This window comes from Gordonia oleivorans (genome assembly GCF_040044975.1).
GTDB lineage: Bacteria > Actinomycetota > Actinomycetes > Mycobacteriales > Mycobacteriaceae > Gordonia > Gordonia oleivorans.
Map to the genome: position 1 here is coordinate 1 of NZ_JBDZDI010000022.1, position 24,772 is coordinate 24,772.

At 68.9% G+C, this 24,772-nt stretch carries 17 protein-coding genes; 1 reads left to right on the plus strand and 16 read right to left on the minus strand.

What is annotated here, in order from left to right:
• Nucleotides 1–464 precede the first annotated feature (464 nt).
• The 5 genes from ABLE92_RS21910 to ABLE92_RS21930 all read right to left on the minus strand — a co-directional run bounded on the left by ABLE92_RS21910 (nt 465) and on the right by ABLE92_RS21930 (nt 5,087).
• On the minus strand, nt 465–1,646 hold the full coding sequence (locus tag ABLE92_RS21910) for a DUF475 domain-containing protein (RefSeq protein ID WP_348806914.1): 1,182 nt from the start codon (nt 1,644–1,646) through the stop codon (nt 465–467).
• Nucleotides 1,647–1,764: 118 nt separating this feature from the next.
• Complete coding sequence (locus ABLE92_RS21915) at nt 1,765–2,340, minus strand: TerD family protein (protein ID WP_348806915.1); 576 nt, start codon at nt 2,338–2,340, stop codon at nt 1,765–1,767.
• A gap of 211 nt (nt 2,341–2,551) precedes the next feature.
• On the minus strand, nt 2,552–3,943 hold the full coding sequence (locus ABLE92_RS21920) for an acyl-CoA synthetase (protein ID WP_348806968.1): 1,392 nt from the start codon (nt 3,941–3,943) through the stop codon (nt 2,552–2,554).
• A 42-nt stretch (nt 3,944–3,985) separates the two neighbouring features.
• Entirely contained in the window at nt 3,986–4,420 is a 435-nt protein-coding gene (locus ABLE92_RS21925; protein ID WP_348806916.1) for a hypothetical protein, read from the minus strand.
• A gap of 70 nt (nt 4,421–4,490) precedes the next feature.
• On the minus strand, nt 4,491–5,087 hold the full coding sequence (locus tag ABLE92_RS21930) for a helix-turn-helix transcriptional regulator (protein WP_348806917.1): 597 nt from the start codon (nt 5,085–5,087) through the stop codon (nt 4,491–4,493).
• Nucleotides 5,088–5,229: 142 nt separating this feature from the next.
• Here ABLE92_RS21930 and ABLE92_RS21935 point away from each other — a divergent pair, with 142 nt between their 5' ends.
• Nucleotides 5,230–5,958: an MSMEG_1198 family transcriptional regulator gene (locus tag ABLE92_RS21935; protein WP_348806918.1), complete on the plus strand. Its 729-nt coding sequence runs from the start codon at nt 5,230–5,232 to the stop codon at nt 5,956–5,958.
• Between the two features lie 21 nt (nt 5,959–5,979).
• Here ABLE92_RS21935 and ABLE92_RS21940 read toward each other — a convergent pair whose 3' ends face one another.
• The 11 genes from ABLE92_RS21940 to ABLE92_RS21990 form a co-directional block, all read right to left on the minus strand.
• Nucleotides 5,980–6,990, minus strand: coding sequence for a ThiF family adenylyltransferase (locus ABLE92_RS21940; protein WP_348806919.1), 1,011 nt, complete (start codon nt 6,988–6,990; stop codon nt 5,980–5,982).
• Nucleotides 6,991–6,998: 8 nt separating this feature from the next.
• On the minus strand, nt 6,999–8,417 hold the full coding sequence (locus ABLE92_RS21945; protein ID WP_348806920.1) for a phenylacetate--CoA ligase family protein: 1,419 nt from the start codon (nt 8,415–8,417) through the stop codon (nt 6,999–7,001).
• Between the two features lie 481 nt (nt 8,418–8,898).
• Nucleotides 8,899–9,831, minus strand: coding sequence for an NADP-dependent oxidoreductase (locus tag ABLE92_RS21950; protein ID WP_348806921.1), 933 nt, complete (start codon nt 9,829–9,831; stop codon nt 8,899–8,901).
• Nucleotides 9,831–10,346 carry a TerD family protein gene (locus tag ABLE92_RS21955; RefSeq protein ID WP_348806922.1) on the minus strand — a complete coding sequence of 172 codons (516 nt, stop codon included), beginning with the start codon at nt 10,344–10,346 and terminating at the stop codon, nt 9,831–9,833. The genes ABLE92_RS21950 and ABLE92_RS21955 overlap by 1 nt, the downstream gene beginning before the upstream one ends.
• A 45-nt stretch (nt 10,347–10,391) precedes the next feature.
• Nucleotides 10,392–11,129: a hypothetical protein gene (locus ABLE92_RS21960; protein ID WP_348806923.1), complete on the minus strand. Its 738-nt coding sequence runs from the start codon at nt 11,127–11,129 to the stop codon at nt 10,392–10,394.
• 3 nt (nt 11,130–11,132) lie between these two features.
• The gene (locus ABLE92_RS21965; RefSeq protein WP_348806924.1) at nt 11,133–12,290 is read right to left on the minus strand and encodes a TRAFAC clade GTPase domain-containing protein; all 1,158 of its coding nucleotides are present in this window, start codon (nt 12,288–12,290) and stop codon (nt 11,133–11,135) included.
• Nucleotides 12,287–13,294, minus strand: coding sequence for a vWA domain-containing protein (locus ABLE92_RS21970; RefSeq protein ID WP_348806925.1), 1,008 nt, complete (start codon nt 13,292–13,294; stop codon nt 12,287–12,289). Before ABLE92_RS21970 ends, ABLE92_RS21965 begins: the two co-directional genes overlap by 4 nt.
• A 1-nt stretch (nt 13,295) precedes the next feature.
• The gene (locus ABLE92_RS21975; RefSeq protein WP_348806926.1) at nt 13,296–15,950 is read right to left on the minus strand and encodes a GAP1-N2 domain-containing protein; all 2,655 of its coding nucleotides are present in this window, start codon (nt 15,948–15,950) and stop codon (nt 13,296–13,298) included.
• The gene (locus ABLE92_RS21980) at nt 15,947–18,415 is read right to left on the minus strand and encodes a SaeA-related protein (protein ID WP_348806927.1); all 2,469 of its coding nucleotides are present in this window, start codon (nt 18,413–18,415) and stop codon (nt 15,947–15,949) included. The genes ABLE92_RS21975 and ABLE92_RS21980 overlap by 4 nt, the downstream gene beginning before the upstream one ends.
• Nucleotides 18,415–21,114 carry a hypothetical protein gene (locus tag ABLE92_RS21985; protein WP_348806928.1) on the minus strand — a complete coding sequence of 900 codons (2,700 nt, stop codon included), beginning with the start codon at nt 21,112–21,114 and terminating at the stop codon, nt 18,415–18,417. Before ABLE92_RS21985 ends, ABLE92_RS21980 begins: the two co-directional genes overlap by 1 nt.
• Nucleotides 21,114–24,716 carry a tubulin-like doman-containing protein gene (locus tag ABLE92_RS21990; protein ID WP_348806929.1) on the minus strand — a complete coding sequence of 1,201 codons (3,603 nt, stop codon included), beginning with the start codon at nt 24,714–24,716 and terminating at the stop codon, nt 21,114–21,116. Before ABLE92_RS21990 ends, ABLE92_RS21985 begins: the two co-directional genes overlap by 1 nt.
• Between the last annotated feature and the right edge of the window lie 56 nt (nt 24,717–24,772).

The window sequence follows — 24,772 nt, forward strand, 5'->3', positions numbered from 1 at the left end:
CCGAGACCACCCCGAACGTTTCCACCAACCACCCACAGTCAAACGACCGCAGCAACGCGTCGCCATCAACCTGCACCACCAACCCACCGCATAACACAACAAAATCGGGAACTGACTCACCACGGCTTGACACTCACCGACCGGCGAGATGAGGGGCTCGGCCGGCGGGATGAGGGGCTCGGCCGGCGGGATGAGGGGCTCGGCCGGCGGGATGAGGGGCTCGGCCGGCGGGATGAGGGGCTCGGCCGGCGGGATGAGGGGCTCGGCCGGCGGGATGAGGGGCTCGACCAACAGACTGGAGATCGGCTGGCGGGGTTGGGCTCGGACGGCGGGGTGGTGGCTCGGCCAACAATCTGGGGTCTCGATCGGCGGGTTGGGTTCGCACGGTCGGTCGTGGTCGCCTCATCAACGCCAACAGCCCCCGGCGAATAGTCGCCTGGGGGCTGTCGGAACTTCTGGAGTTGTCAGATCTCGATGTGGTCCTTCGCGTCCTCCGGCTCGTTGCGACGTCGGATGATGCTGGAGATGAAGCTGGCCGCGATCAGGACGACACCGACGAGGCCGGTGACGATCTCGGGCACGTGCGTGCCGATCGAGTAGAACAGGATCAGGGCCAGGGCACCAATCGCCCAGTGGGCGCCGTGCTCGAGGTAGACGTACTCGCTCAACGTGCCCTTGCGCACCAGGTAGACGGTGAGCGAACGGACGAACATCGCGCCGATGAAGCCGAGGCCCAGGGCGATGATGATCGGGTCCGCGGTGATCGCGAAGGCGCCGATGACGCCGTCGAAGGAGAACGACGCGTCGAGGACCTCGAGGTAGAGGAACAGGAAGAAACCGGCCTTGCCGGTGGCCTTCGCGAGGTCGCTGGGGCCGGAGCGGCGACGCAGTTCGGCGTCGGCGACCGACGCCGCCTCATTCACCCCAGGTGTGCGTTCCGCCTGAGCGCGTTCGTCCTCGGACTCGTCCGGATCGTCCTCGTCTTGTTCGGTGTTGAACAACTCGCCCAAGCCGTTGACGACGATGTAGGTGATCATGCCCAGTAGGCCGGCGAACAGCACCGTCGACCGTTCCTCGTCGGGCGCGATGAACTCCGCGGTGATGACCAGCAGGATCGAAGCGACGACGACCTCGAGCTGATCGAGCTTGCCGATCTTCTCCAGCGGACGCTCGATCCAGGAGAGCCAGGTGATCTCCTTCTCCTCGAAGATGAAGCCCAGGAACAGCATCAGCAGGAACATGCCGCCGAACGCCGCGATCTGCGGGTGCGCGTCGGTGATGATCGTCTCGTAGGACGGGCTGCCGTCCGGGAAGTACTCGGCGCCGTCGGCCGGCGGGTTGAGCGCGAGATCCAGTGCCTGGAACGGGCTGAGGCCCGACGCGAGCCACACGATGGCCAGCGGGAACACCAGGCGCATACCGAAGACGGCGATCAGGATGCCGATGGTGAGGAAGATCTTCTGCCAGAACTCACTCATCCGCCGCAGCACGGTCGCGTTGATGACCGCGTTGTCGAAGGACAGCGAGACCTCGAGGATGCCGAGGATCAGGGTGAGGAACAGTGCCGTCGTGCCGCCGTACAGGAAGGCGACAATCAACGACACGATCGTGATGATGATGGACAAGCCGAATATTCGGACAACCACGAGGGCGTGGCCTTTCTGGTTACGCGGAGGGCGTGCCGCGTCGCGACGCCCGGTGGACGACGAATGCCGCACCCGGTCTCATGAACGAGTGCGGCATCCGTGGTGGGAACTACTCTAATCAGACATTGACTCCGTAGTCGCGGGCGATACCCGCGAGACCGGACGCGTAGCCCTGACCGATGGCGCGGAACTTCCACTCCGCACCGTTGCGGTAGATCTCGCCGAAGACCATCGCGGTCTCGGTCGAGGCGTCCTCGGAGAGGTCGTAGCGGGCGATCTCGGTGCCGTTGGCGCGGTTCACGACGCGGATGTAGGCGTTGCGGACCTGGCCGAAGGACTGGGCACGGGTGTCGGCATCGTAGATCGAAACCGGGAACACGATGGAGTCGACGTTCGGCGGGGTGCCGGCCAGATCGACGTTGATGACCTCGTCGTCGCCCTCGCCCTCACCGGTCAGGTTGTCACCGGTGTGCTCGATCGCGCCGTCGGGCGACTTGAGGTTGTTGAAGAAGACGAAGTGCTGGTCGGAGAGGACCTTCTTGTCGGCGCCCAGGCCGATGGCGCTGGCGTCGAGGTCGAAGTCGGTGCCGGTGGTGCTACGCGCATCCCAGCCCAGACCCACGGCGACCGCGGTCAGTCCCGGGGCCTCCTTGGTCAGCGAGACATTTCCGCCCTTGCTCAGGCTTACGCCCATGGTTGTGCTGCCTTTCTGTCGTTGAACGGCCATCCGCCACTCTACGTGCGATGACCCACACTGTATGGGAAGAGTCGGACATGTGACAGGGCCGGGTAGGTCACCTGAACGATGGAATCCGCATGGGCCCGCGACTGCGGACGAACTCCTCGATTCTGCGGACACCTGGATGAAACATGTTGTACGGCAACAGTTTACGTAAACCAGGGTGCTACCCCAACAGCTTCTTCTGCACCTTCCCCATCGCATTGCGCGGCAGCGATGCGACCCAACGGATCTCGCGGGGCCGCTTGTGGGCCGACAATTCCTCGGCGACGAGATCGATCAACTCGGCGTCGGGAACCTGCTCGCCGACGACGTAGGCGACGATCCGCTGCCCGAGATCGTCGTCGTCGACGCCGACCACGGCCACCTCGGTGACCGCGGAATGGGCGAGCAACACCGTCTCGATCTCGCCGGCGCCGATCCGGAATCCGCCGGACTTGATGAGGTCGGTGGCGCGGCGGCCGACGATGCGGTGCATGCCGTCGGCTCCGATGACCGCGACATCGCCGGTGGCGAACCAGCCGTCGTCGAGCCAGGATTCAGCGGTCGCCTCCGGACGGTTCAGGTAGCCCGAGGCCACCATCGGGCCGCGGACATGGAGGTCACCGACGCTCTCGCCGTCGTGCGGGAGATCGTCGGCACCCTCACGCAGTCGCGTCTGCACGCCGGTCACCGGCATGCCGACCCAGCCCGGACGTCGTTCACCGTCGGCGCGGGTGCTGACGGTGATCATGGTTTCGGTCATGCCGTAGCGTTCGACGATCTCGTGGCCAGTGGCCTCGCGGATCTCGTTGAACACCGGCACCGGCAGGGGCGCGCTGCCCGACACGAGGAGCCGCGCCGATGACAGTTCCCGTGCCGTCGACGGATCGGCACCCACCCGGGACCACACCGTCGGCACACCGAAGAACATGGTCGCGCCCGTCTGGGCGGCGTGGGCATAGTTCTCCGGAGTCGGCTTGACGGTGTGATGCAGCCGCCCACCGCGACGCAACGGACCCAGCACCCCGAGGATCAGCCCGTGCACATGGAACAGCGGTAACCCGTGCGCGAGGGTGTCGGCAGCGGTCCAGTCCCAGGCATCGGCGAGGGCATCGAGACCGGCGGCGATGGCGCGACGCGTGATCGGCACACCCTTCGGTAATCCGGTGGTGCCGGACGTGTAGAGGATGAGTGCGACGGAATCGGCCGGTGGCTCCGGATGGAAATGCCAGGACTTCGCATACCGCCGCACCGGGATCGTCGGGAGAGTGGCGTCGTCGGGGGCGTCGCCGAGCCAGGCCTGCGCGCCGGAGTCGGTGAGGATGTGGTCGAGTTCGCGGCGTCCGGAATCCGGCGGCACCGGGACGATGGCCACGCCGGCGATCAGACCGCCCGCGATGGCGAGGATCGTCGAGATCGTGGGCCGTGCCAGGACGGCCAGGGTGTGCGCCCCGCGGATGCGTTCGGCCACCGCGGTCGCCGCGCCGACGAGTTCCTCGCGCGAGAGGCGGTCGTCGCCGATGACGACGGCATCGTCGAGGTCGGGTGCATTGGGGAACATCGTGGGCAGTAGCAGCACGGATCCACTGTGCCATGTGACACACGGGTCACCGACGGCTCATGCCGTCCGGCGGGCATCGATCCGGCGTCGCCACCACCACGCCAACCCGATCTCGATCAGTCCGGCGACGGCGATCACCGGCTGGAGGAAGAAGAACACCTGCAGCAGGGCCAGTTGGATGGCGATCCACACCAGCAGCGACGCCCCGGCGAGGAACCCGGCCAGGAAGGCCAGGCGCGCGTCGACGACGACCACCACGATCACCAGGGCGGCCAGGGCCTGAGGTATCCCGATCAGCGTGATGAGCACCCAGCCGGGACCGGTCCACGTGTCAAAGGGGGTGCGCTGCAACCATTCCCGCGACATCTCCCAACGATCGTCGATGAGTGCGATACCACCGGCGACCGCCTGGTAGGCGATGAACGCCTCCACCACCGCCAGGACCCAGGCCGACCAGGGGCGGGTGCGCAGTGGCGTGGGTGGCGGCGTCATACCTCCATCGTGGGCCGCCGCGGGCCCTCCGCACGAGAGGCGAAGGCCACGGCCTACGAGTCGGGCAGGTTCAGCCGGCCGCGCTCAGGATCTCGCGCGGCTGTACCCAGCCGTCGGCCATCATCCGGAGAAGGAGCTGCGCCTTGTTGCCGATCGGGCGCCCGGCGTCGTTGTAGCGCTGGACCACACGCCGATAGTGTTCGCGCACGGTGCTCTCGGCGATGTGGTGAGCGGCGGCCGTCGCGCTCATCGTGGCACCGAGGGCGTAGGTGGTGAGGATCTGCCGTTCGCGTTCGGTCATCCGGACGGTGGCGGTCCGGGGCTGACGGTTCTCGGCGAGGTCGGCGAGGTAACCGGCGATCACCGAGGCCGATCGTCCCGAGTCGGCGACGTCGATTCCGCGGGGGTCACCGGCGCGGACACCGATGCCGACGAGTGCCGCCTCGAAGAGCCAGGAGTGCTGGCGAACGGCGGGGATCTGATGGGCGGACCGGATCAGCACCACGTCGACGGCGTCCGCCGGGTCGGGAGCCGCGGTCACCGGAGCGTCGGCGTGGACGAGCACAGCCGTGAAGCCGAGCCGTTCGACGTAGGCGCACAGGGCGGTGTCGGTGATGTCGCCTTCGGCGGCGACGGCAACGGTGAGTTGTCCACGATGTGATGTCACGCAATCAAGACTGTCGTCCGGAGATGCGCGAGTCACCATATCTTGCGACATGAAATCGGCGGAGTTGAGCATGAAACGGTTCTGACCCCTGCTAATCATGCGCGATTACGCACGATCGATCGTTGTGAGGCACAATTAACGCATGAGCGAAGGTATGCGGGTGCTGATCGCCTCCCCGCTGGGCAAGGTGATCGCGGCGCCGCTCGCGACGGCGTACCCCGACTGGACCGTTGTGGTGGCCACCGACGAGGGCGACTTCATCCACAATGTCGCCGGACGCGTCCGGTTCGATGTGGTCTCGGCCGACCTGGTGTGGAACCGGCCCGACACCGAGTGGTCCTTCGACGGTCTCGACGTCATCGAAGCACTGCGGACACATGATCGTCTCGCGCCGGTGCTGCTGGCAACTCAGGGTCACAGCATGGAGGACGATCTCCTCGACGAGGCGCGGCAACGACCCGAGGTCGTCGGGGTGGTGGCGAAGGCCGAAGGATTCAGGGTGTTCTCCGATTCCCTGCGCTCGGCCGCCCTCGGACGCCGGATCGGCGACGGCTCGGCCGGCAATCGCCGACCGAGCCTCTACGAACTGTTCGCCGGCCAACGCGGGAACACCGCGGGACGGATGGCGGGCGCGATCGCGGCGGGGCACGTCTCCGACAACGCCTCCCTGGCGCGGGTGGCCAAGGTGTCGCCGAACACCGCCAACAAGATCACCAGCCACTACCTCGGCCCGATGATCATCAAACGTGGTGAACACGACGAGGACCTCCCGATGACGCAGGCGTCGGTGTACCGCTGGTGCGGCGTGCACGCCCGGTACCTGCGCAGTTGGTGCCGCCGCAACGGCCATTCCGACGTCCTGGTGCCCTGATCTGATCCCGAGGGCCACTCGCTATGCCGCCACCGCCTTGTCCACCGCGAAACGGTAACGGCCCGAAGGCAACTCACCGCCACACACGATGGTCCGGGCCGCGAACGCGCCCACCACACCGGCCAGGCTGGCCGCCGTGCCCAGCTGCGGCCACGACGGGATGGTGTGTCCCACCTCTGCCAGCGCCCGGGCCAGGCGCGGCGCCACGTCGTGGCCGACGATGGCGCCGGCCAACTGCACCCGGTTCGCCGGATCGCGCAGGGTGGCCAGATCCAGTTCGGTGATGTCCCCGGCCGATCCGTGGAACGGCGGGTAATCGGCGTCGAGATCGTGGCGTTCGACGTCGAGGATGACGTTGTCACCGTCGTCGGTGACCATGATCAGCGGCAGCCGGGCCAGCTTGACGTGGCGTCGCATCTCGACCTTCATCGCCAGGTCGTCCATCTCCTCGATGACGACGTCGACCGGGCGGCCGTCGCGGCCACGCAGGAAGTCCGACGCCGCGGACGGGCGAAACCCCTGCTCCCACGCCACCACCGACGCATACGGATCGGTTTCCAGCACGCGCCGGGTCGCCAGGGTCGCCTTGGCCACCCCGAGGTCGCACACCGACCCGGAGAGCCGGTTGAGATTGGTCGGCCCCAACGTGTCGGGATCGGCGAGGTGGAATCGTCGTGCCCCGGTCAGCGAGGCGACCCCGACGACCGACGCGCCGACGCTCAGTCCGGCGATCGCCAGCCGCGCCGTCGACCACGCCCGCTGCTCGTCGTCGGTGATGAGGAAACGGTTCCGTGCGGTGCGCAGCCGATGGAAGAGGTCGTCAACGGGCACCCGCACGACGGTGCGTCGCCACGGGTACACCGCATACCGGCTGTGGGCGTCGAGTTCGTCGGCCCCCGGAACATGATCACCGCTGAACCGTGCGAGTGCGGTCAGTTCCGGCAGTGCGCTGACCCACGCATCCACCAACCGGTAACCCTCGTCGTCGAGCAGGGTGGCGAGGCGACGGCGGTCGCGGGTGGGGTGGAGCATCTCGATCATCATGCGGCCTTTCGGATGTAGACGTCCTTGGCACCCGAGCCGAAACCGGCCGAGTGGTAATCGTGCAGGGATACGACGGGTCGGGCGGCGTCGCCCAATGATGCACTCAGCGTGCGGTATTCGGAGTTGGTGCGTACCAGTGACGCCTGGCTGCGTTCGGTGAACAGCTCGGCGATCCGCGCATCGCCTCCGACGCCGCGGGCCAGTTCCACCCGGATGTGCAGCGACTGGCGATGCTCCTCGTCGGAGAGGACCTCGACGAGAAACCGTCCGGTGAGGGCGTTCTCGAGATCCGGTTCCTCGAACGCCGGCCGGATGTTGTCCGGATAGATGTTCAGCGAGTGGAAGATCGCCGCGATGTCGGTACGCCCGTGCAGCACCAGGAAATGTGCGCCGAGCTCCACCCGGTCGGCGAGTTCGGTCTGCCCGGAGGCGCGCAGCAGACGCCGGATCATGATGGCGTCGAGCACCTTTCCGCGATCGTTGATCCGGTAGCGGATCAACGGCATGGCCGAGTCGACCGTGAAGAGCAGATAGCCCTCGGAATCGCATTCGGTGTAACGGTATTCGGGGTGATACCGCACGAACGTCGGCTGCGGTTCGTCGACGCTCACCCCGAACAGCGACTGCGACAACGCGTCGTCGTCGAGCGCGGCCCGACGGATGGCCACCGAGGTCGGCGTCTCGTACCCCATCAGGCCGGCGTCGGCGGTGCCGTACTTGAGGCAGATCCGTTCCGGTTCTCCCTCGCGGCCGAGCAGAGCCAGGACGTGATCCCGCCACTTCTCGGTGATCGCCTCACCCGCGAGGAGGATCTTGACGTCCATGGTCCGCAGGTGTGCCGGGGTGTTGTCGAGCAGGTCCTTGATCAGCGGCGGATACCCGGCCAGGACCACCTGGTCGTAATGCGGGCCGAGGTCGGCGAGCGTGGCCACCGCCACCTCGATGTCGATGCCGGGGGTCGCGATGCTGATGTGGTGTCCGCGGTGGGCGAGTTCGAGTACGCCGGCCATCGTGTAGGTCCCGCCGATCCAGGTGCCCATCGCGAAGCAATTGATGAGCAACGTCGTCCGCGACTGGGAGGCGAAGGAAGCGGTGAAGATCCGGTCGTACATGGCGGCGCTCTGGTCGAGGGCGAGGGCGCCACGGCCGAACTGGGTGGGTACTCCGCTCGACGACCCGGAACTCGACGACCACACCGTCGCCTCGGTGAGCCGGCCGTCCCAGTAGCGCTCCGGCTGCGGGTAGTGGGTCAGGTAGTTGTCCTTGGTCATCTCGGGCAGGCGGGTGAACGACGCGGCGTCGACCCGGTCGCAGGGGTCGACACCGTTGCGGCGGAGGAAGTCGGCGTAGGCGGGGACGCGGCGTCGTGCGCGTTCGGTCACTGCCACCGCCAGGTCCAGGTCGCTGATGTTCATCACGGGGTCCTTCTCGTCGAGGGGATGGATGTCGGGAGAGTGGTGCGCCGTCACGTCCTCGGGGATTCCCAGGATGTTTTGGTGACTGTCACAGTGTGTGTCGCCGTGATCGCCAAAGCCAGCTCCGCGCAGGCAATTCGGCCAGTCACACGACCGGGGGGGAGAACTACCCGAGATCACCGATGCGCGTAAATACGTTGTGCGACAACAACTATTGTTGACGGGGGGAGTGTGGGGGAGAAGTCCCCATGGCCACGGAGTGTCGGATGGTCATGCTATCGACGCGCGGAATCACGTTGTGGCGGGGGAGAACTCCCCATTCCGGTGGCAATCACGCCGAGGGGAGAAGTCCCCATCGAGAGGGATCATGTTGGGAGAGGGGAGAACTCCCCATGGCCCCCATTCTGGTGTCAGACCCTTGTGCTACACGCGCGCAATGGCGGTGCGTGAGGGGAGAACTCCCCATGCGCTGCAGCTGATCTCACACATGCAGCACCACCTTGCCCCCGGCATGTCCGCAGGACACCAGGGCCACGGCGTCGCGTGCCTGCTCGAGCGGGAACGTCGCCGCGATCGGAACCACGAGTTCGCCGTTGCCCGCAAGCCGGATCAGGCTGGAGCGCACGGTGTCGCGGAACTCGGCGCTCTCGGGCAGGCGTCCACCCAGGGCGACGAAAGCCTCCGCCGCGGCGCGGGCCGGTGCGGCGACGGTGACGACGCGGGAACGGTCGGCGACCAGCGCCAGCGACGTCTCGACCGCGTCGTGGGTGCCGACGGCGTCGAGGGCGGCGTCGATCCGATGGCCGCCGAGCATGGTGCGCAGTCTGTCGAGCAGGTCGGGCCCGTACTCGACGGGGAGGCCGCCGAAGCGGCGGACCCGGTCGGCACTCGACGGACCGCAGGTACCGATGACCCGGATGCCGCGCAGGCCGGCGAGTTGCAGGACGGCCATCCCCACCGCACCGGACGCGCCATGCAGCAGGATCAGGTCGTCACGTCCGGCGCGCGCGGCACGCAGCATGTCGGCGGCGGTGGTTCCGGCCAGCAGCAGACCCGCGGCCTCGTCGACGCCGAGGGTGGGCGGTCGCGCGAACACCTTCTCCGCGGGCACGGTGAGTGCGGTCGCGTACCCACCCCGCACCCGGAAGGCGAGGATCTCCTCGCCCACCGCACACGGACCCGAGGCGATCGCGGTATCCGGACCGACGGCGGCGATCCGCCCGGCCACCTCGTAGCCGATCGGCAGCGGGAACTCCGTCGCCGCCATCGCGTGTTTGAGATCGGCGGGATTCACCCCGGCGGCGGCGACCTCAATGGTCACCTCGCCGACGCCCGGTGGGGCCACCTCGGCGTCGACGAACGCGAGGTCGTCGAGTCCGTTCGGGCCGATCGCCACCCAGCGTCGCGCGTGCATCAGGTCTTGATGCCGTAACGATCGGTCATCGCCGCCAGCGAGGGGAACTTCTCACCGGAGGCCTGGAACCTCCATTTGCCGTTCTCGACGACCAGCGTGGCGTAGGCGACGGCCGCGGCATCGCGATGCCCGGCACTGAGCGAGTACTCGGCGACGCTGCCGCAGGCGCTGTCGTCGACGGTGATGACGGCGTCGGCCACCTGGCCGAATCCGGCCAGCCCGTCGTAGACGGTCACCGCGATCACCACCGAGCGGGCCTGCGGTGGCAGCTCGGTGGTGTCGATGACGAGGGTCTCCGAGCGCACCCCGTCGGTGCCACCGGTCAGTCGGACGGCCTGCTCGGGGGAGGAGAGATTGTTGAAGAACACGAAGTAGTCATCGGAGATCACCTGCCCGTCACCACCGAGGACGAATGCCGTCAGGTCGAGGTCGAGCCGATCGTCGGCGGTGTGCTCGGCATCCCAGTCCAGGGCGGCGACGACCACGGCCAGGCGGTCGGGCGTTTTTGTCGGCATCGAAGTCCTCGTGGGGTCGCAGGGTCAGGGATGGTTGATCAGTGATCAGCCGCGGAACGGGTCGGGTGGGGGCGGTGTGTACGGCGAGGCGTAGTGACGGGATGGCGGCACCCACAGCAGCACCGTCGCCGCGACGCCGACCACCACGATGGCGATGGTGATCGGTCCACCGAGCAGCCCGAACAGCGAGAACGCCGCCAACACCAGGGCGGCGAATCGTGGCCACGACCTTGCGCTCCACGCCGCGTACGCGAACGCGAGATAGGTCGCGACGAACGCCAGTCCGAGGAGGGCGGCGAGCACGATGGCCCACGTCTGCCCGGTGTCGATCCAGTCGCCGGCCCAGGCGGTGGTGTCGGTGGGATCGGCGAGTGAGGCGGCGTCGACGGCACGGTCGACGCGGGCGATCGCGATCGACCCCGCCACCACCTGCACCACCACCAGAACGGCAGCCAGCACCAGGAGCGCGGTGGCCGCGACGACGGTCGGTGGACGGGTGAGTCGTGGCCGGACGGCGGGTGGCGACGCGGTGGGCGGCGGCTGCCCATAGGGATTGGCGGCGTAGGGATTGCCGGTAGCGGGATTGGCGGCGTAGGGATTGGGGTCGGCCGGATACGGCGGCGGTGCGAACGGATTGTGTCCGGCGGCACCCGGCTGCGGGGTGCTCGGCCACGGCGCACCCGGCTGCGGCATGCCGGACTGTGTGAAACCCTGCTGCGGCGCGGCCGGATACCCGGTGCCGCGGTGCTCGGGTGGCGGTTCGCCGAACGGGTTCGGGTACATCACTCACTCCTGCAGGACGTTGCGGTCGGCGAGCACCCAACGGATCGGATCCATGCAGCGGAACGGCGAGATCCCGTTGCGGTGCAGTCGTTCTCCCTCGGGGGACTCGCCGAGTGCGGACACCGCGAAGAACCGGTTGTGATACTGCTGACCGGTGACCGGATTGGTCATGTTCAGCAGCAACGGCCCGGCGTGCAGGCGTTGCAGCAGACTGCGCACCTCGGCGTCGAGCAACTGTCCGTCGACCTCGTCGTAGCGTCGGTTGACCAATCCCGGATCGCGGTTGAACGCCGCACCCGCATGTCCCATGACGCGACCCCACGCGCTTCGGCGCACATTCGACAGTGCTTGCAGCGCATCGAATTTCGACAGGATCACACCCAGTCTCGGATTGCCGCCGGAGATCAGGCGCATCACCACGCGCAGCACCTCGCGCGGATCACCACCGACCCGCGCGGTGTCCGGGATGAGGTCGCGGAGCTGATCGGAGACGTCCTCCACCCGCAGCGGATCGAAGAGGAACAGCACCGCGTCGGCGCGGGCGAAGAACTCCCACGCGCGTCCACCCACCTTGGCCTCCTCGAGGTCCTCGCCCGCGACGTCGCGGATCACCAGGAAGCGGTTGACGCCGTCCCACATGCCGAGGCTGAAGACGAGCGGGTGATGTGCCTGCGACGCGGCGCTCGGCGTGGCCTGCACGATGCCGCGTTCGACGAACAGTGGTGTCTCGTAGATGGATTCGTACCGCGAGGCGGTCAGTTCGTCGGCCGGGATGACCTCGTGGTTGAACCGCTCGGCGTACTGCTGCAACTGTTTGATGAGCACCGCGATGAACACGGTCTTGCCGGTGTAGCGGGCCCCGGCCATCGCGATGCAGGTCGCATCACCCCACCGCCACAGCGGCGGCAGCGTGTAATGGCAGGTGGGACAGACCTCGACGTGGACGGCCGGGTCGTAGCCGGCGGGGGCCCAGTCGGCGGCGCCACCCAGCGGGCGGTCGGCGCTGTGGATGACCCCGGTGGTGGTGTCCACACCGGCATAGGCCGACGCGGTCGGGTTGTGCGACACCGACTCCGGGGTCGCCTCCGTCCACGACACCCGGTCGTGGGGCAGCGGATTGAAGCAGCGCGGGCACTTGGTGCCGACGTATCCCGTCGTCATCGGCGTGCACCGACCAGTCCGGTCGGCGCCAGCAGCCCCGACACGATGGCGCTGAGCTGTTCGGTGTCGGCGGCCAGGGCGGCACGCGGGTCCTGACCGGCCGGCGGGGGCGGGAACAGTGCGCCGGTGAAACCGGCGCGGGTGACGGCCGAGTGCGCCGCGGACAGCACCAGTGTCGCCGTCGACGCCGAGGGCGATGTGGCTGCCGCCGCCGCGGTGGTGCCGTCGGTGACGACGATCGTCAGCGAGCGTGACGCGTCCGGCAGCGGGTGTGCCGGTTCGACGGGGGTGACGAAACCGTATCCACGGGCCGGGGGACGGGCCAGGAAGTCACCGAGCCGGGCCGGTTCGATGTCGGTGACGTCACCGCCGGCAAACGCACACGACACCGCCGCCCCTTCGCCGATCACCGCGGCGATTCCGGCGATGACCTCCCCGGATGCCGCCACCACACCGTCGGCGAACAGCCGTGCCATCGAGGCGGAGGTGTCGATGACGCAGCGCACGCTGTGGGTGTCGGTCTCGGCGATCTGATCGGCACGCAGCACCGCGCGGCACGCCACCCGCGCACTCGCGGCCAACGGCGGCAGCGGTGCGTCGGGGACCGCCAGACGTGTCCGCACGACCAGCGAATCCGCACCGCCCGGGGCGACCGTCGCCAGCTCGATGAAGCTCATCCCCGACACGTCGCGCGGCGTCAACTGGGCGACGTCGGCGGAGAGATCGTCGAGGTTGTCGGGGCCGAAGGACACATGCAGCACGGTGCCCGGATCGAATCGGGAGAGCCCGGTCTCGGGGACGGCGACGATGGTGACCTCACCGTCCACCCGCGGCAGGATCAGCAGACCACCGGACTGCTGGATGACGCGGGGTGCCTGCCCGTCGGCCGACCGGGCGGCCAGCCGGGCACTGAGCACCGAGCCACCCGCCGTGGCCATGCGGACCGCGAGGGGTCGCCGCGGCAGCGACGCCGAGGCCTTGCCGTCGAGCACGTAGGTGGTCATCTCATCGGTCCTCTCGGGTGAAGCGACCGATCATCGACCGGCCGGACGACGGATCGGAGTTGTTCAGGTGCAACGCTTTTGCCCAGTCCTTGGCGCGTGACTCGTACTCGTCGAAGAAATCCTGGGCATCGGCCGCGGTGCCGGTGGCCACGATCGGCCACGCCGCGTCGCGCAGTTCGATCGGGGTGGTCGGGCCCGGGTACCGGTTCTCCTCGAGCGCCCATTCCAGCAGCCGGTCCGACCATCGGGTGCCGTCGCGGTGGAGACGGTCGAGGATCACCGGTTCCGGTCGCAGGGAGTCGAATCGGGCGACGAACGATCGCGCGGCCACCCAGCCGAGATCGAGGAATCCGCGTTGGGCGACGATCCGCAGCGTCGATTCCAGGCCACCCGGCGACCGCGGCGGCTGATTGGTCAGGCGCGCGGTCACCGTGGGGTCGGTGGCGAACGACACCCGGCGCGACTGCGCGGCGACGATACCGGCGTAGAGCATGGTGACCAGATCCTCGGCGAGCCGATAGTCCCAGCCCGTCGGATCGGCGAGGCAGGCCGCCACCTCGTCGTCGAAAAGGGCCGGTGTCTGCGGCCACTGCCGCGGATCGCGCGCGGCCAGACGCAACCGCGACGCGGCCACCAACGCGCGCAACCCGGGATCGTCGTCCGCGTTCTGCCCGTGGGCCAGGTCGGCGAGCAGTCCCATGTCCGGCGGCTCGTAGAAGACCGCGGCATGCAGCATCGCCGGTGACGTCCGGTTCGGCTCCCGGGCGGCCCACGCCAGCATCGACGCGGCGTCGGGCCGATGCCGGGAGATCAGCGTGTCGGTGAGGTCGCGGCAGGCGGCGTCGTCGAGTTCCGGGTCCGACAGCGCGAATTCGACGGCCTCGGTCACCGCGGCGCGGCGTTGATCGGGGCTCATCGGTAGGGCGCTGCCCTGCAACGTCGACGCCACCGCGATCGGGTACAGCGTCAGGTCGGCGGCCGACGGGTTGGCCGGCGGCGGCAGCGGGGCGCCGCTCCCGTCGTCGTAGAACCACGCCCACGCCGGACCGTCGAACCGTTCCAGCACCTCCCGAGGCCACCGCAGCAACGCCGGGCGCAGCAGTTCGGCGCGGATGACCGGTGAGATCGCCTTGGTGTCTTGCAGATTGGCGGGTCGATGGCCGGACCACACGATCGAGATGTCGATCGCCTCCCATGCGCGGGTGAGGTCGGCGAGGACGCCGGTGAACCCCGCGTCGCGTCGACCCAGGCGATACAGGATCACGGTCAGGCGGATGATCAGGGCGGCGTGGCGTACCGGGTCGGACTCCGTCGACGCCACGAAGTGGCCGATCCGTTCGGAGATCACCTCGCGCAGTGCGCCCAGATCGACCGAGCCGACCGACGGAATGGTGTTGAGCGGCTGATTCTCCAGCCACTGCTGGTCATGCAGCACCGCGGTGAGGAACCGGGTGGCCGCGACCGCGGTGTCCTGCCGTTGCCGCACCAGACGCTGCAGCGGATGGAAGGTGTCGGCCGGAGTCAGCGGATGACGCGCATACGCACGTCCCAGAAGTTCACCGGCCCAAGCGATCTGCTCGACGCCGGCGGGTGCCTCGAAGGCGACGACGTGCAGGGCGTCGTCGTGGAACTCCGCCAACTGGGGATGTTCGGCGACGGCGACCGCCAGCGGCCAGGCGGGCACCATGGCGGGATCGGTGACGTCGGCGGCCACCCGATCACGCCGATCGAGGACGGCGAGCGCGACGTCGGGATCCTCGAGGATGCCCTCGACGAAGGACGACAGCGCCGACGCCTCCACCTCCCCTCGGGCGACCCGATGCGATTCGCCGGGCATGGCGAGCCCGGGGATCTCGGCGGCGTCGATGACGATGGCGCCGGGAAAGCGGGTGCGTTCGTCGACGCTGTCGGCGGGCACCGCGATCAGGTGATGCCCGCGATCGATGTCGATGGCCACCTGATCGGATCGGTCGTGGGTGGTCCAGGAGAGCCGGTGCGTCGCTGCCAGCGGCAGGAAGTGCGACACCGCCGCGATCCACGACGCGGACTCCTCATGCGAGCGGGTCAGCAGCACCACCGACGACGAGGTGGCCAGCGCCTCCACCACGGCGTCGAGCAACACCCGGAACACGCCCTGCCGGTCGGTGTGCAGGTCGGTGAGGAAGTCGATGGCCGCGCGGGCCGACATGGCCGGATTGGCCTGCGGCAGCTCGGCACCGGGCAGGGCGGCCGCGGCGACCTCGGCCGGACCATAGGGCCGCAACCAGTCCGGTGACCCCCACAGCGCGATCGGCCGATACGTCATGTCGGTGGGCGTGGCCCGGTCGACGGCCATGTGCGCGAACACATTTCCCGGTCGACCAGACGCATCCGGTCCCGCCGCGACGGTATGCCAGAAGGCGCCGAGCCCCTCCACCCGCCCGTAACTCAGCCGGGCCGGACGGGCGGCGATCTGCTCGGCGGTCGGGAAGTCGGGCAGGCGGGGTTCGAGATCGAAGCGGGTCACCACCCGCCCGACCAGCGCGTCGCGTTCGGTGTCGTCGAGATCGCCGGCGATCTGCTTGACCTGCCACCCGCCGCGTCCGGCACCGTCGTCGAAGGAGGTGTAGATCAGTTGCGCACTGCGCGATCGTGCGGGGGAGAACGGTTCGGTCATACCGGTTCTCCCGGCGGCAGTGGCGGCTGGAAGCGCATCAGCTGGGTCAGGGCCGGATCATGTACTGCCATCGCCGGTGTCACCTCGCCGGCCTCGTGGACGAACAGCCGGATGAAGGCATACGTGTCGCCGAGGTCGACGGTGTACTCGGTGGGGTGGGTGCCGTGCGGGATGCGCGGCAGGTCGCAGTGCGGCAGTGACTGCCCCCGATGGTGGAACTGCAGGATCTGTCCGTCCCGCGAATCCAGCGGCAGCCGTTGCGGATTGGCGACCAGCACCAGTGCCGGAGGGTTGGCGATCTCGGTGTAGGACCGCATCACCAGACGCAGCACGCGCGACATCGGATTCGGGGTGGCGACCGCGTCGAACCAGTAGAACACCCGCGCCAGCCCCGGATAGTCCAGGGTGGCGATCTCCCCGCGGATCTGTTCACCCCTCGAATAGGCCACGGGCACAAGGCATACCGTACAACCGTTGCCGGGCAGCGCCTGCGGCAGGATGATGGCGCCGTCACGCCGATGGGTGGACGCGGTCACCTCGGCGAAGCTCTGCGGCTGCGCGCAGATCTGTTCCGGGGGCAGCGTTTTCGGCCCGACGAAGACCTGCACCGCGGCGGCGCCGACCGGCCACCCGAAGGTGATGAGTTCGGTGTTGAACCGCTCGACGATCCGCGGCTCGATCACCGCGGGCAGCGGGCGTGTCTGCACCTGGGTGGTGCCGATCCGGACCCGGCCGTTGAAGGTGGTCACCGGCGTGAGATAGGCCCGTTCCCAGGTGGGTGGCCACAACACCCCGGTGATCTGCGAGGTCTCGGGATCGAGTGCGGTCACCGGGTCCTTGATGCGGGTCTCCTCGGTGAATCCCTGCACGGTGATCGCGGATTCGTCGCGGTCCTCGTTCTCCAGGCCGGCCGGCGGCGGCGCGGGGAAACGGTGGATGCGGACCTGCTGCCCCTCCTTCGGGGTGGTCCACCGCAGATTGAACGTGCTGCCGGATTCGGCCATCTCGACCGCGAGGTCGGTGATCGGCACGAGATCCACCGACACCAGGATGTCCTTCTTGATGGCGCGGGACAGGCGCGCGGACTCGTTGACCATCACCTCGGCCTGCACCGAGTACAGGAATCGTTTGCCGCGCGGGACGGCGGCGTCGACGAACCCGGTCAGATTGGCCTGGTCGGTGAGGATCTGGTTGCTCGGACTGGCGGTCGGGGGTCCGCCGCCGTCGAGTGGGATCCGGAAGATCCGCACGCTGCGGGTGCCCGGGAACACCTCCCACTCGCCGATCACCCGTCCCGACTCCTCGGACAACCGCATCTTGTCGACCGGGCTGACCTCCTCGCCGCCGGCCCACTGAATCGGTTGCGCCGCACGGGCACTCGCCTCGTCGGCGCCGACGTGCACCCACACCTGATAGATGCGTACCGCGGAGCTGAGGAACCGGCCGTCGGTGTGCGACGGGGTGGTCGTGACGTCGAGCAGTTCGCCGGATTCGGGCTTGTAGGGAGCGACGTCATCGCTGGACACCACGCGGTACAGGACCATCTCGCCGGCAGCGGCGGGCCAGTCGTCCCAGGTCAGCCGCACCGCGTCGCCGACCGGTGCCACGGTGATGCGACCCGGCTGGACGTCGGTCTCCGGGTAGTCATAGACCGCGAAATCGTCGTGTGACCAGGTGCGGCCCGGCGCCATCGGGGGTGGCGCCATCGGGGGCGGCGGCGCCGGGGTGACGGAGGGCGACGCGGCGTCCGCCGGGGGTGCGGTGCTCGCGGGCCGCGAACTCGGAGCCGGCTCCGGGGTGGGTGGGGTCGGGGTGCTCCACTCGGGTGTCGATGCCTGCGGCGGTGCGGGCGGCGCCGTCGTGGATGCCGGTGGCGTGGCCGCCGCGGCCGGCGCCTGCGAGGCCTCACCCTTGAACCCGGCGATCACCTGCGCGATCTCGAGGGCGAGTGCTCCGGCGGCCGGTCCGGTGAGCCGGCCCTGGATGCGGGCGGCATCGGTCCAGCCGAGTTCGGCGAGCTTGCGCAGGGTGACGTCGCGGATCGTGTCGGCACCCTCGACGCCGCGCGCGATCTGCTCAGTGCGCCATTCGAAGAGCAGGGCGGTGAGCCGGGCGAGCGGGTCGTCGGCGGCAGCACTGTCGGCATGGGCCCCACTCGCGGGCTCCGTGGCCGGGGTCGTCGGCGGCTCGTCGTCGGGCACATCGGGTGCCCGGCGCAACCGGTCGGGCAGATGCGCGACGGCGATCTGCGGGCGGACGCCGAGGGCGACCTGATCGAGGAGGTGCTGGATCGTCGGTGCCCACCCGGCCTCCACCGGGGTCAACGCCGCCGTCGACCAGCCCTGTGGGTCGCGGGAGATCTCCACCAGGCGGGACGGTCCGACGGTCGGGAATCGTTGCGCGACGGTCCAGTCCGACCACAGGCGCAGGACGTCGAGGTAATCCTCGGGAGTTGCCGGCGTCATCAGAACTCGAATCCTCGTCCGAGGTCGGGTGCGCGGTACTCCTGCGGCTCGGTGGCCGGTAGAGGTGCGGTGGTCCCGCCCGCGGCGCGGTCGGTGAAGTCCGGGGCGGTGGTGGTCTGCGGCGTCCATTCGGTGTCCACCCGGGCGCTGCGGTCGGCTGTGGTCACCAGATTGTCCACGGCGAAGGCGTCACTGAGTTGGGTTGCCGCACAGATGATGCCGAGGCCGTGCAGCCGGGGACGACGGTAGTCGGTGACGACCTTCGCCACCGACGACATGACGGCACCGTCGGTGAGCAGGGTGTCGGGGAACGAACCCTCGGGTGCGGTTTGCTGGTCGAGTCCGCCGAGGAATTCCCCGATGCTGGTCTCGGCGCCGCCCACCGGGGCGACGACCGCCAGGAGCCGCGGCACCAGACCACTCATCGGACCGGCCAGCCGCTCGAGGGCCTGACGCCACACGACGTCGGCACCCGAGGAGGTGACCGTGCCGGTGTACATCTCGCCGGAGAACTGATCGAGGCGAGACCCGGAGAAACGTCCCCGCTCCGACCACAGGACCGACGATCCGACGGTGGTGTCGCGTGCGCCGGGCTGCGGTGGTGCGGCCCGCAGGATGAGTTCCTCCCACGATCGGGTGAGCCAGCCAGGGTGGAAGAGGTCGCGTTTGAGGTAGCCGGCGGTGGTCCCGACCTCGGTGGCGGCCGGCCGGGCGACGCCGACCTGCGTCGACATCGGCATGCCGTTCGAGATGTGGAGCACTTCGGCGCTGCGGTGCATGTCCGGTCCCAGCGGCGCGGCCAGGAAGCTGCCGATGATGCGGCTCCACGACAGGAACTGCCCGTAGGCCTGGGACAGGCGGCGCAGATCCTGGAAGGCCGACAGCAGATTCTGGTGATCGACCTCGTATTCGGCGATCACCGACCGACGTTGATGCAGCAGGGCGAACAATCGTCGTTGGGTACTGATGAACGCCACGCCGAGGGCGAGCAGCAGCAACAGCAGGCTGCCGACGACGACGATCAGCGCGACCCACCAGACGACGATGTGATCGATCGCGAACCAGACGAACACTCCGGTCAGCAGGATCCAGATCACCGCGGCCACCTGGATCCAGCGGGCCAGGCCCAGGTTCTTCGAACCCGGGTCCGGCGGCAGCTGGGCGTTGCGCAGCTTCTCCAGCAACTGCTGGACCTCGGCGTAGCAGCCGCGGAAGGAGTCGGCGAGGGTATTGCCCACGGCCGCACCGAAACTGCGTTCGTGGTGCTGGCGCCACTCGTTGAGCGACGACAGCGTGGAGCCGGCCGCCAGCCCGTGGTTGGGGTCGCGTTGCAGGTCGGCGAGACGGAACTGCAGATCGTGGACGCCGAGGGCGTCGACGGCGTCGACCCCGTCGGTCTCCGCGGCCGCACCGATGACGCCCGGGATGTCGGTGAAACGTTCGGTGGGTCCGGGCATGACGGCGGCGGCCTCACGGATCACGCCGCGCGCCGCCCCCACCTGCACCGGCGGCAGATCCGAGGAGCGGTTGCCCGCGTCGGCAAGGGTGAGAGCGGATTTCGCGTAGTCCTGCCACAGTCCGGACAGGTCGGTGCCGGCGTCGTGGACCGGTGCGGGCCCGGCCAGCAGGCCCCGCAGGTGATCCGACGCGGCGCCGATGTCGGCCCAGCCGGCGTGTTGTCCGTTGGCGCGGCGACCCCGCACCACCACCTCGTAGGCGGCCGGTGCCTGGGTGAACACCGCCTGCTGGACGCCGATCGCCACCCGGCTCGCCACGCCGCCGGCGATCTTGTTGTACCAGGACGACGGCGCCAGTCGCAGTGACGCCCACAGGAATCCGAAGAACATCTTGATCGCCGCCCAGGGGCCGGTGACCTCCACCGACTGCGCCTGATAGCTCAGCCGGGGTCCGCGCAGCACCGCACCGTACTTGTGCCACAGGGCCGAGGCCATCGTGGTGCCGGCCAGACCGGTGTCCTGCAGGTACACCACCTGGGCCCGTTGATCACTCGGCAGCGGCAGGTGCCCGTCCTGGCTGAGCAGCTCGGTGCGCAGGGTGTTCTCGATGTCGGCGGTCTCGAGTTTGCGGTAGTACGAGCGTGCCAGTCGCACCACCTGGCCGGGCAGGACCGGGGCGTCGTCGAGCGGGGTGTGTTCGATACCCGACCACAGTCCGGTCAGCCCGGCGACGGCCGGTCCGCAGAACCGTCCGAAGTCGGTCGCGGTGGGCTCGGCGGGAATCGGGACGCGGCCGAATCCCGGTGCGCGGGAATCCTCCGGTGAGATCACCACGTTGTGCCAGCCCTCGACGGCCAGCGCCGACAGCGGACCGTCGATGCCCTCGGAGCCGGTGAGTAACGCCCGGATCCGGATGATCGTGGTGGCGCCGGTCGCCGACGCCAGCGTCGAGCCGACACTCAGTTCGGCGCCGATCGACAGGCGTGGCGCGTCGTCGGCGACCGGGACGATCGAGCAGATCCGCAGGGCCGTGATGCGGCGGTTGGTGACGAGTTCGGTCAGCGCGACGTCGCGGGCGGCACCGGCGGCCACCAGCATCACCGCCTGCGGCGGATGCTCGGCGACCGGGTCGGTGATCCAGGCGAACTCGTCGACGAGGCCGGCCGCCGACAGGTCGGTGAGTGCGGCGAGCACACCGTCGGCGGGGCCGCTCGGTGCAACGAACACGGTCAGTGTGGCCATCAGAAAACACTCCCCGAACCCGATCCGAAGTCCATATGTGGTGGTGTCCAATCGTCTTCGCGTACCGACGCCGGTGTCTGCGGTCCCGGCGTGGACACCGGGCGTGCGGCGGCGGCCGCCGCGGCCGGCACCAGATCCAGCAATTGGCTTGCCGCCCAATACACATCGGCGGCGAGGTCGCGGAAGAACGGGGTCTTCGACGCCTGCGCCCGGACGGTGATCATCGAGAACACACCGCCGCCGGGTGCCGGCGGATGTCCGTCGACCGCCCCGTCGCCGGGCTTCATGAAGTGGGTGCCGACGAACTGCCGGTAATCGGTGAGGTAGGCGGTGAGCCGTTCGGCGCGGGCGTCGACGGAGGTCTCGGGGCCGGTGTCGGCGATCACCGACGCGACGCCGGTGCCGGCATCCCCGGTGCGCAGCCAGTCGATCATGTGCAGGCGACCGGCCAGCTGATCCTGCTCGAGCCCGGATGTCGTGTTCTGCTGGGCACCGTCGTAGATGCGCCGCAATGCCCGATACGGATGCATCGAACTCATCGCCGGTGGCTGGTGACTGTTGGCGATCGCCAGCAGTACCGACTCGAGGATGGCCGGCAGCCAGTCGTAGTCGGCGAGGAATTCCGACGGTGGCGTGAGCAGTTGCGCCGGGAACGGCAGCCACCGCTTGGTCTCGTCGTCCCAGACGCGGGCACCCTGCGTGTACGGCGCGTCGGGGACGCTGACGTAGCCGAGGCTGCGGCCGAGGATCCAGCCGCCGACCATCGCACGGCGTTCGTCGATGTGCATCGGCAGGCTCGCGGCGAGGGGGCGGGCACGGCGGTAGGTCCAGAAGGCCTTGCGTTCGGCGGCCGAGGCCTCCAACCACTGCCGTGACGCCGGTTCGATCACCGAGTCATAGGCCAGCGGAGAGTAATTGGGGTATGACCCGAAGATGTCGATGCGTTTGATGTTCGCCTCGTCCGACAGCGCGTTGGTGAAGGCGCCGACGCTGTTCTTGTCGACCCGCATCTGCTGATTCAGCGAGGTCGAGAGGTCGTCGGCGACGGCGAGACTGTGGAAGGGCACCGCGGAGAACTTGTAGCGGTACATCATCTCCGAGACCCCGTGAATGGCCTGCATCGCATTCTCGTTGACGCTGGCCAGCGGCCGCGCCAGGCTCACCGCCTCGCCGAAGCGAAGCAGCAGATCCTTACGGCGCGAGGCCAATTCGGATTCGGCGACCTGCAGATCCCCGCTGGTGCGTCCGGTCACATACTCGCGCAACGACACCGAGCAGAACCGGTCGAAGGCCTCACCCGGGCGTGCGATGAATTCGCGCGCCCGGGAGAGCAATTCGGCCGGACGGAGATGGACGTCGAAGGCGGCGGGGGAGGCGATGAGGGTTTCGCCGCTCTCCGGGTGCCGCGGGAACGCCCGCGAGACCCACGCCGCGGTGCGTTCCACCGTCGGTTGCCGTTCACCGGGTGGGCGGGTCCCGCCGACCGTCGGCCACGATCCGGTGATGACGTGTCCGGCGGCGCGGGCGACGGCGAGCCGGAACGAGTGGGGGTCGGCGGTGGCCGCTCCCACCGAGCTGGGCAGGTCGATCTCATAGCGCTGCTTGAACTCTCCGGACCGGGTGAGCATCACCTCGTTGTCGGCCTCGGAGAAGCGGGCGGCCACGCGCTCGTCGGAATCGGCGGGCCAGGCGGCGTACTCGGTGGTCTGCAGATGCGCCAGGCCGGTCTCGCGCCGCGGGGCGGCGGCCGCCTGACGCAGCAGGGTCTGCGCCTCGTTGAGCGCGGTGAGCAGCGGATCGAAGATCTCGCCGACGATGGCTCCGGCCGCGTTGGAGATCTGGTAGGCCAGCATCGCGTAGATCTGACGTTCCACCTGGGGACGCAACCCGCTGAAGACCTGCTCGCTGACCGCGGCGGTGTTGGCCAGGGTTCCCTTGAGCGAGGCCAGGGTTCGCGTCGCCTCCGGTCCGGGTTCGACGACGTCGCCGGGGGCGTACCCGGAAAGCTGCCCGGCCTCGGGCAGGATGATGTCGCTCATCAGGCGGGCGACCCGCTTGACCAGGCCGGTCGCGTAGGGCAGGCCGATCTGCGCGAGGGCGTCGGTGGTCACCTGCTGCAGGGCACCCGCGAAGTACTGATGCCAGCTGTAGGCCACCGCGTAGGCGGTGTTGCCGGCCTCGCCCTTGATGGATTCGCGTTGTTCGCCGAGCACCCGGTACACCGAGGCGGCCCACTGATCGCCGTTGACACCGGGGCTCTGATCGATCCGTGGGCGCACCGTCTTGTTGATGATGCCGGTGGCGTGCGCACCGACCTGCTGGGCGGGCAGCACCGTCGAGCCGAGCCACTGCCCGACCGGTTCGGTGCCGGGCAGGCCCAGACGCCGGCAGATGTTCTCCCACTGGTTGTCCAGGATCGAGTTGACCTGCTCCTCGTCGGAGGCGTCGTTACCGGGTTGCAGATGCCCGTGCAGCAGTTTGTCGGCGCTGGCCCGGGCCACCCGCTGCGCGGCGTACTCGGCGTAGCGGTCACGTCCCATGCTCAGGCTCGCGTAACCGAAAGTGCCCCACGGGATGTTGTTCCACTGCCGGTTACCCCAGCCGAGGAACTCCAGCGATCCCTGGTCACCGACGCCGTTGGTGAGGTCCCATTCGACGAACTGCTGCAGGGCCGGACCCGACAGGGTCAGACCGGCGAGCCCGCGTCCGAGGCCGCGGTAGACGGCGTTGGGGGTGCCGTCGCCGAAGACGGTGCGTTGCGCGCCGACGTAGCGGCCCACCGGGAAGACCCGCGCGAACGGGATGCGCTCGCCCTGGCCACGTTCGTAACCGAGTGCACGTAGCAGCGCAACATCGGATTCGCGGGCCGAACCCGTCTGCGCGGCAACGATTTCGCCGAGCATGGCCAGGGCGTTGGCGCGGGTGCCGGTGACCGCGGAGGCCGGCAGCGATTCGAAGATGTCCGGGGTCACCATGAACACCGCCATCAGGCGCGGGTCGACGCCCTGTACGAGGGTGAGGATGCGGCAGATGTCGAGGGCCATCGACGCACCGGCGCCGCCGGCCATCGACGACACGACGAGCACCAGCGGTTGATCGTCGGGGCTGTAGGCCCCGGCCCCCGGGATCGACAGCGACCGCATCTCGCTGTCGGTGGAGTTGAGATAGAGAGTGTCCCAAGCCTTTTGGAGGGCATCACGGACCTGTCCGACGCGGCTGAGGGTGATCATCCGGCCGAGCGCGCGGTACTGGCCGGCGCCGGTGGACAGCGGCGTGTACACCGATTCGGGGTCGCGGGGTGCCCAGGTGGCGATGGTGTCGATCGCCTGGTTGGTGGCCAGTCGTTGGGTGAGTGCGTTGTCGAGGACCTTGTAGCTGTCGCTTTCGGGTCCGGTGCCGACGTAGGTGCCGCCCTGGTCGCGGACACTGCCGACGCCCTCCACCGACGACGGTGACGTCGGCACGTCGAGGTGGACGAACTGCCAGCCGGCGGGGAGGCGGCTGATCCCGTGACCGGCGAGGTCGGAGCGCAGCTGGTCCATCATGTAGGCCAGCGCCGCGCCGCCGGAACCGCCGCATCCGACGATCAACAGTCGCTTCATGTGAGTGGTGTCCTTACCTCGGTGACAAACGGTTCAGGGGACAACGATCAGGGGGA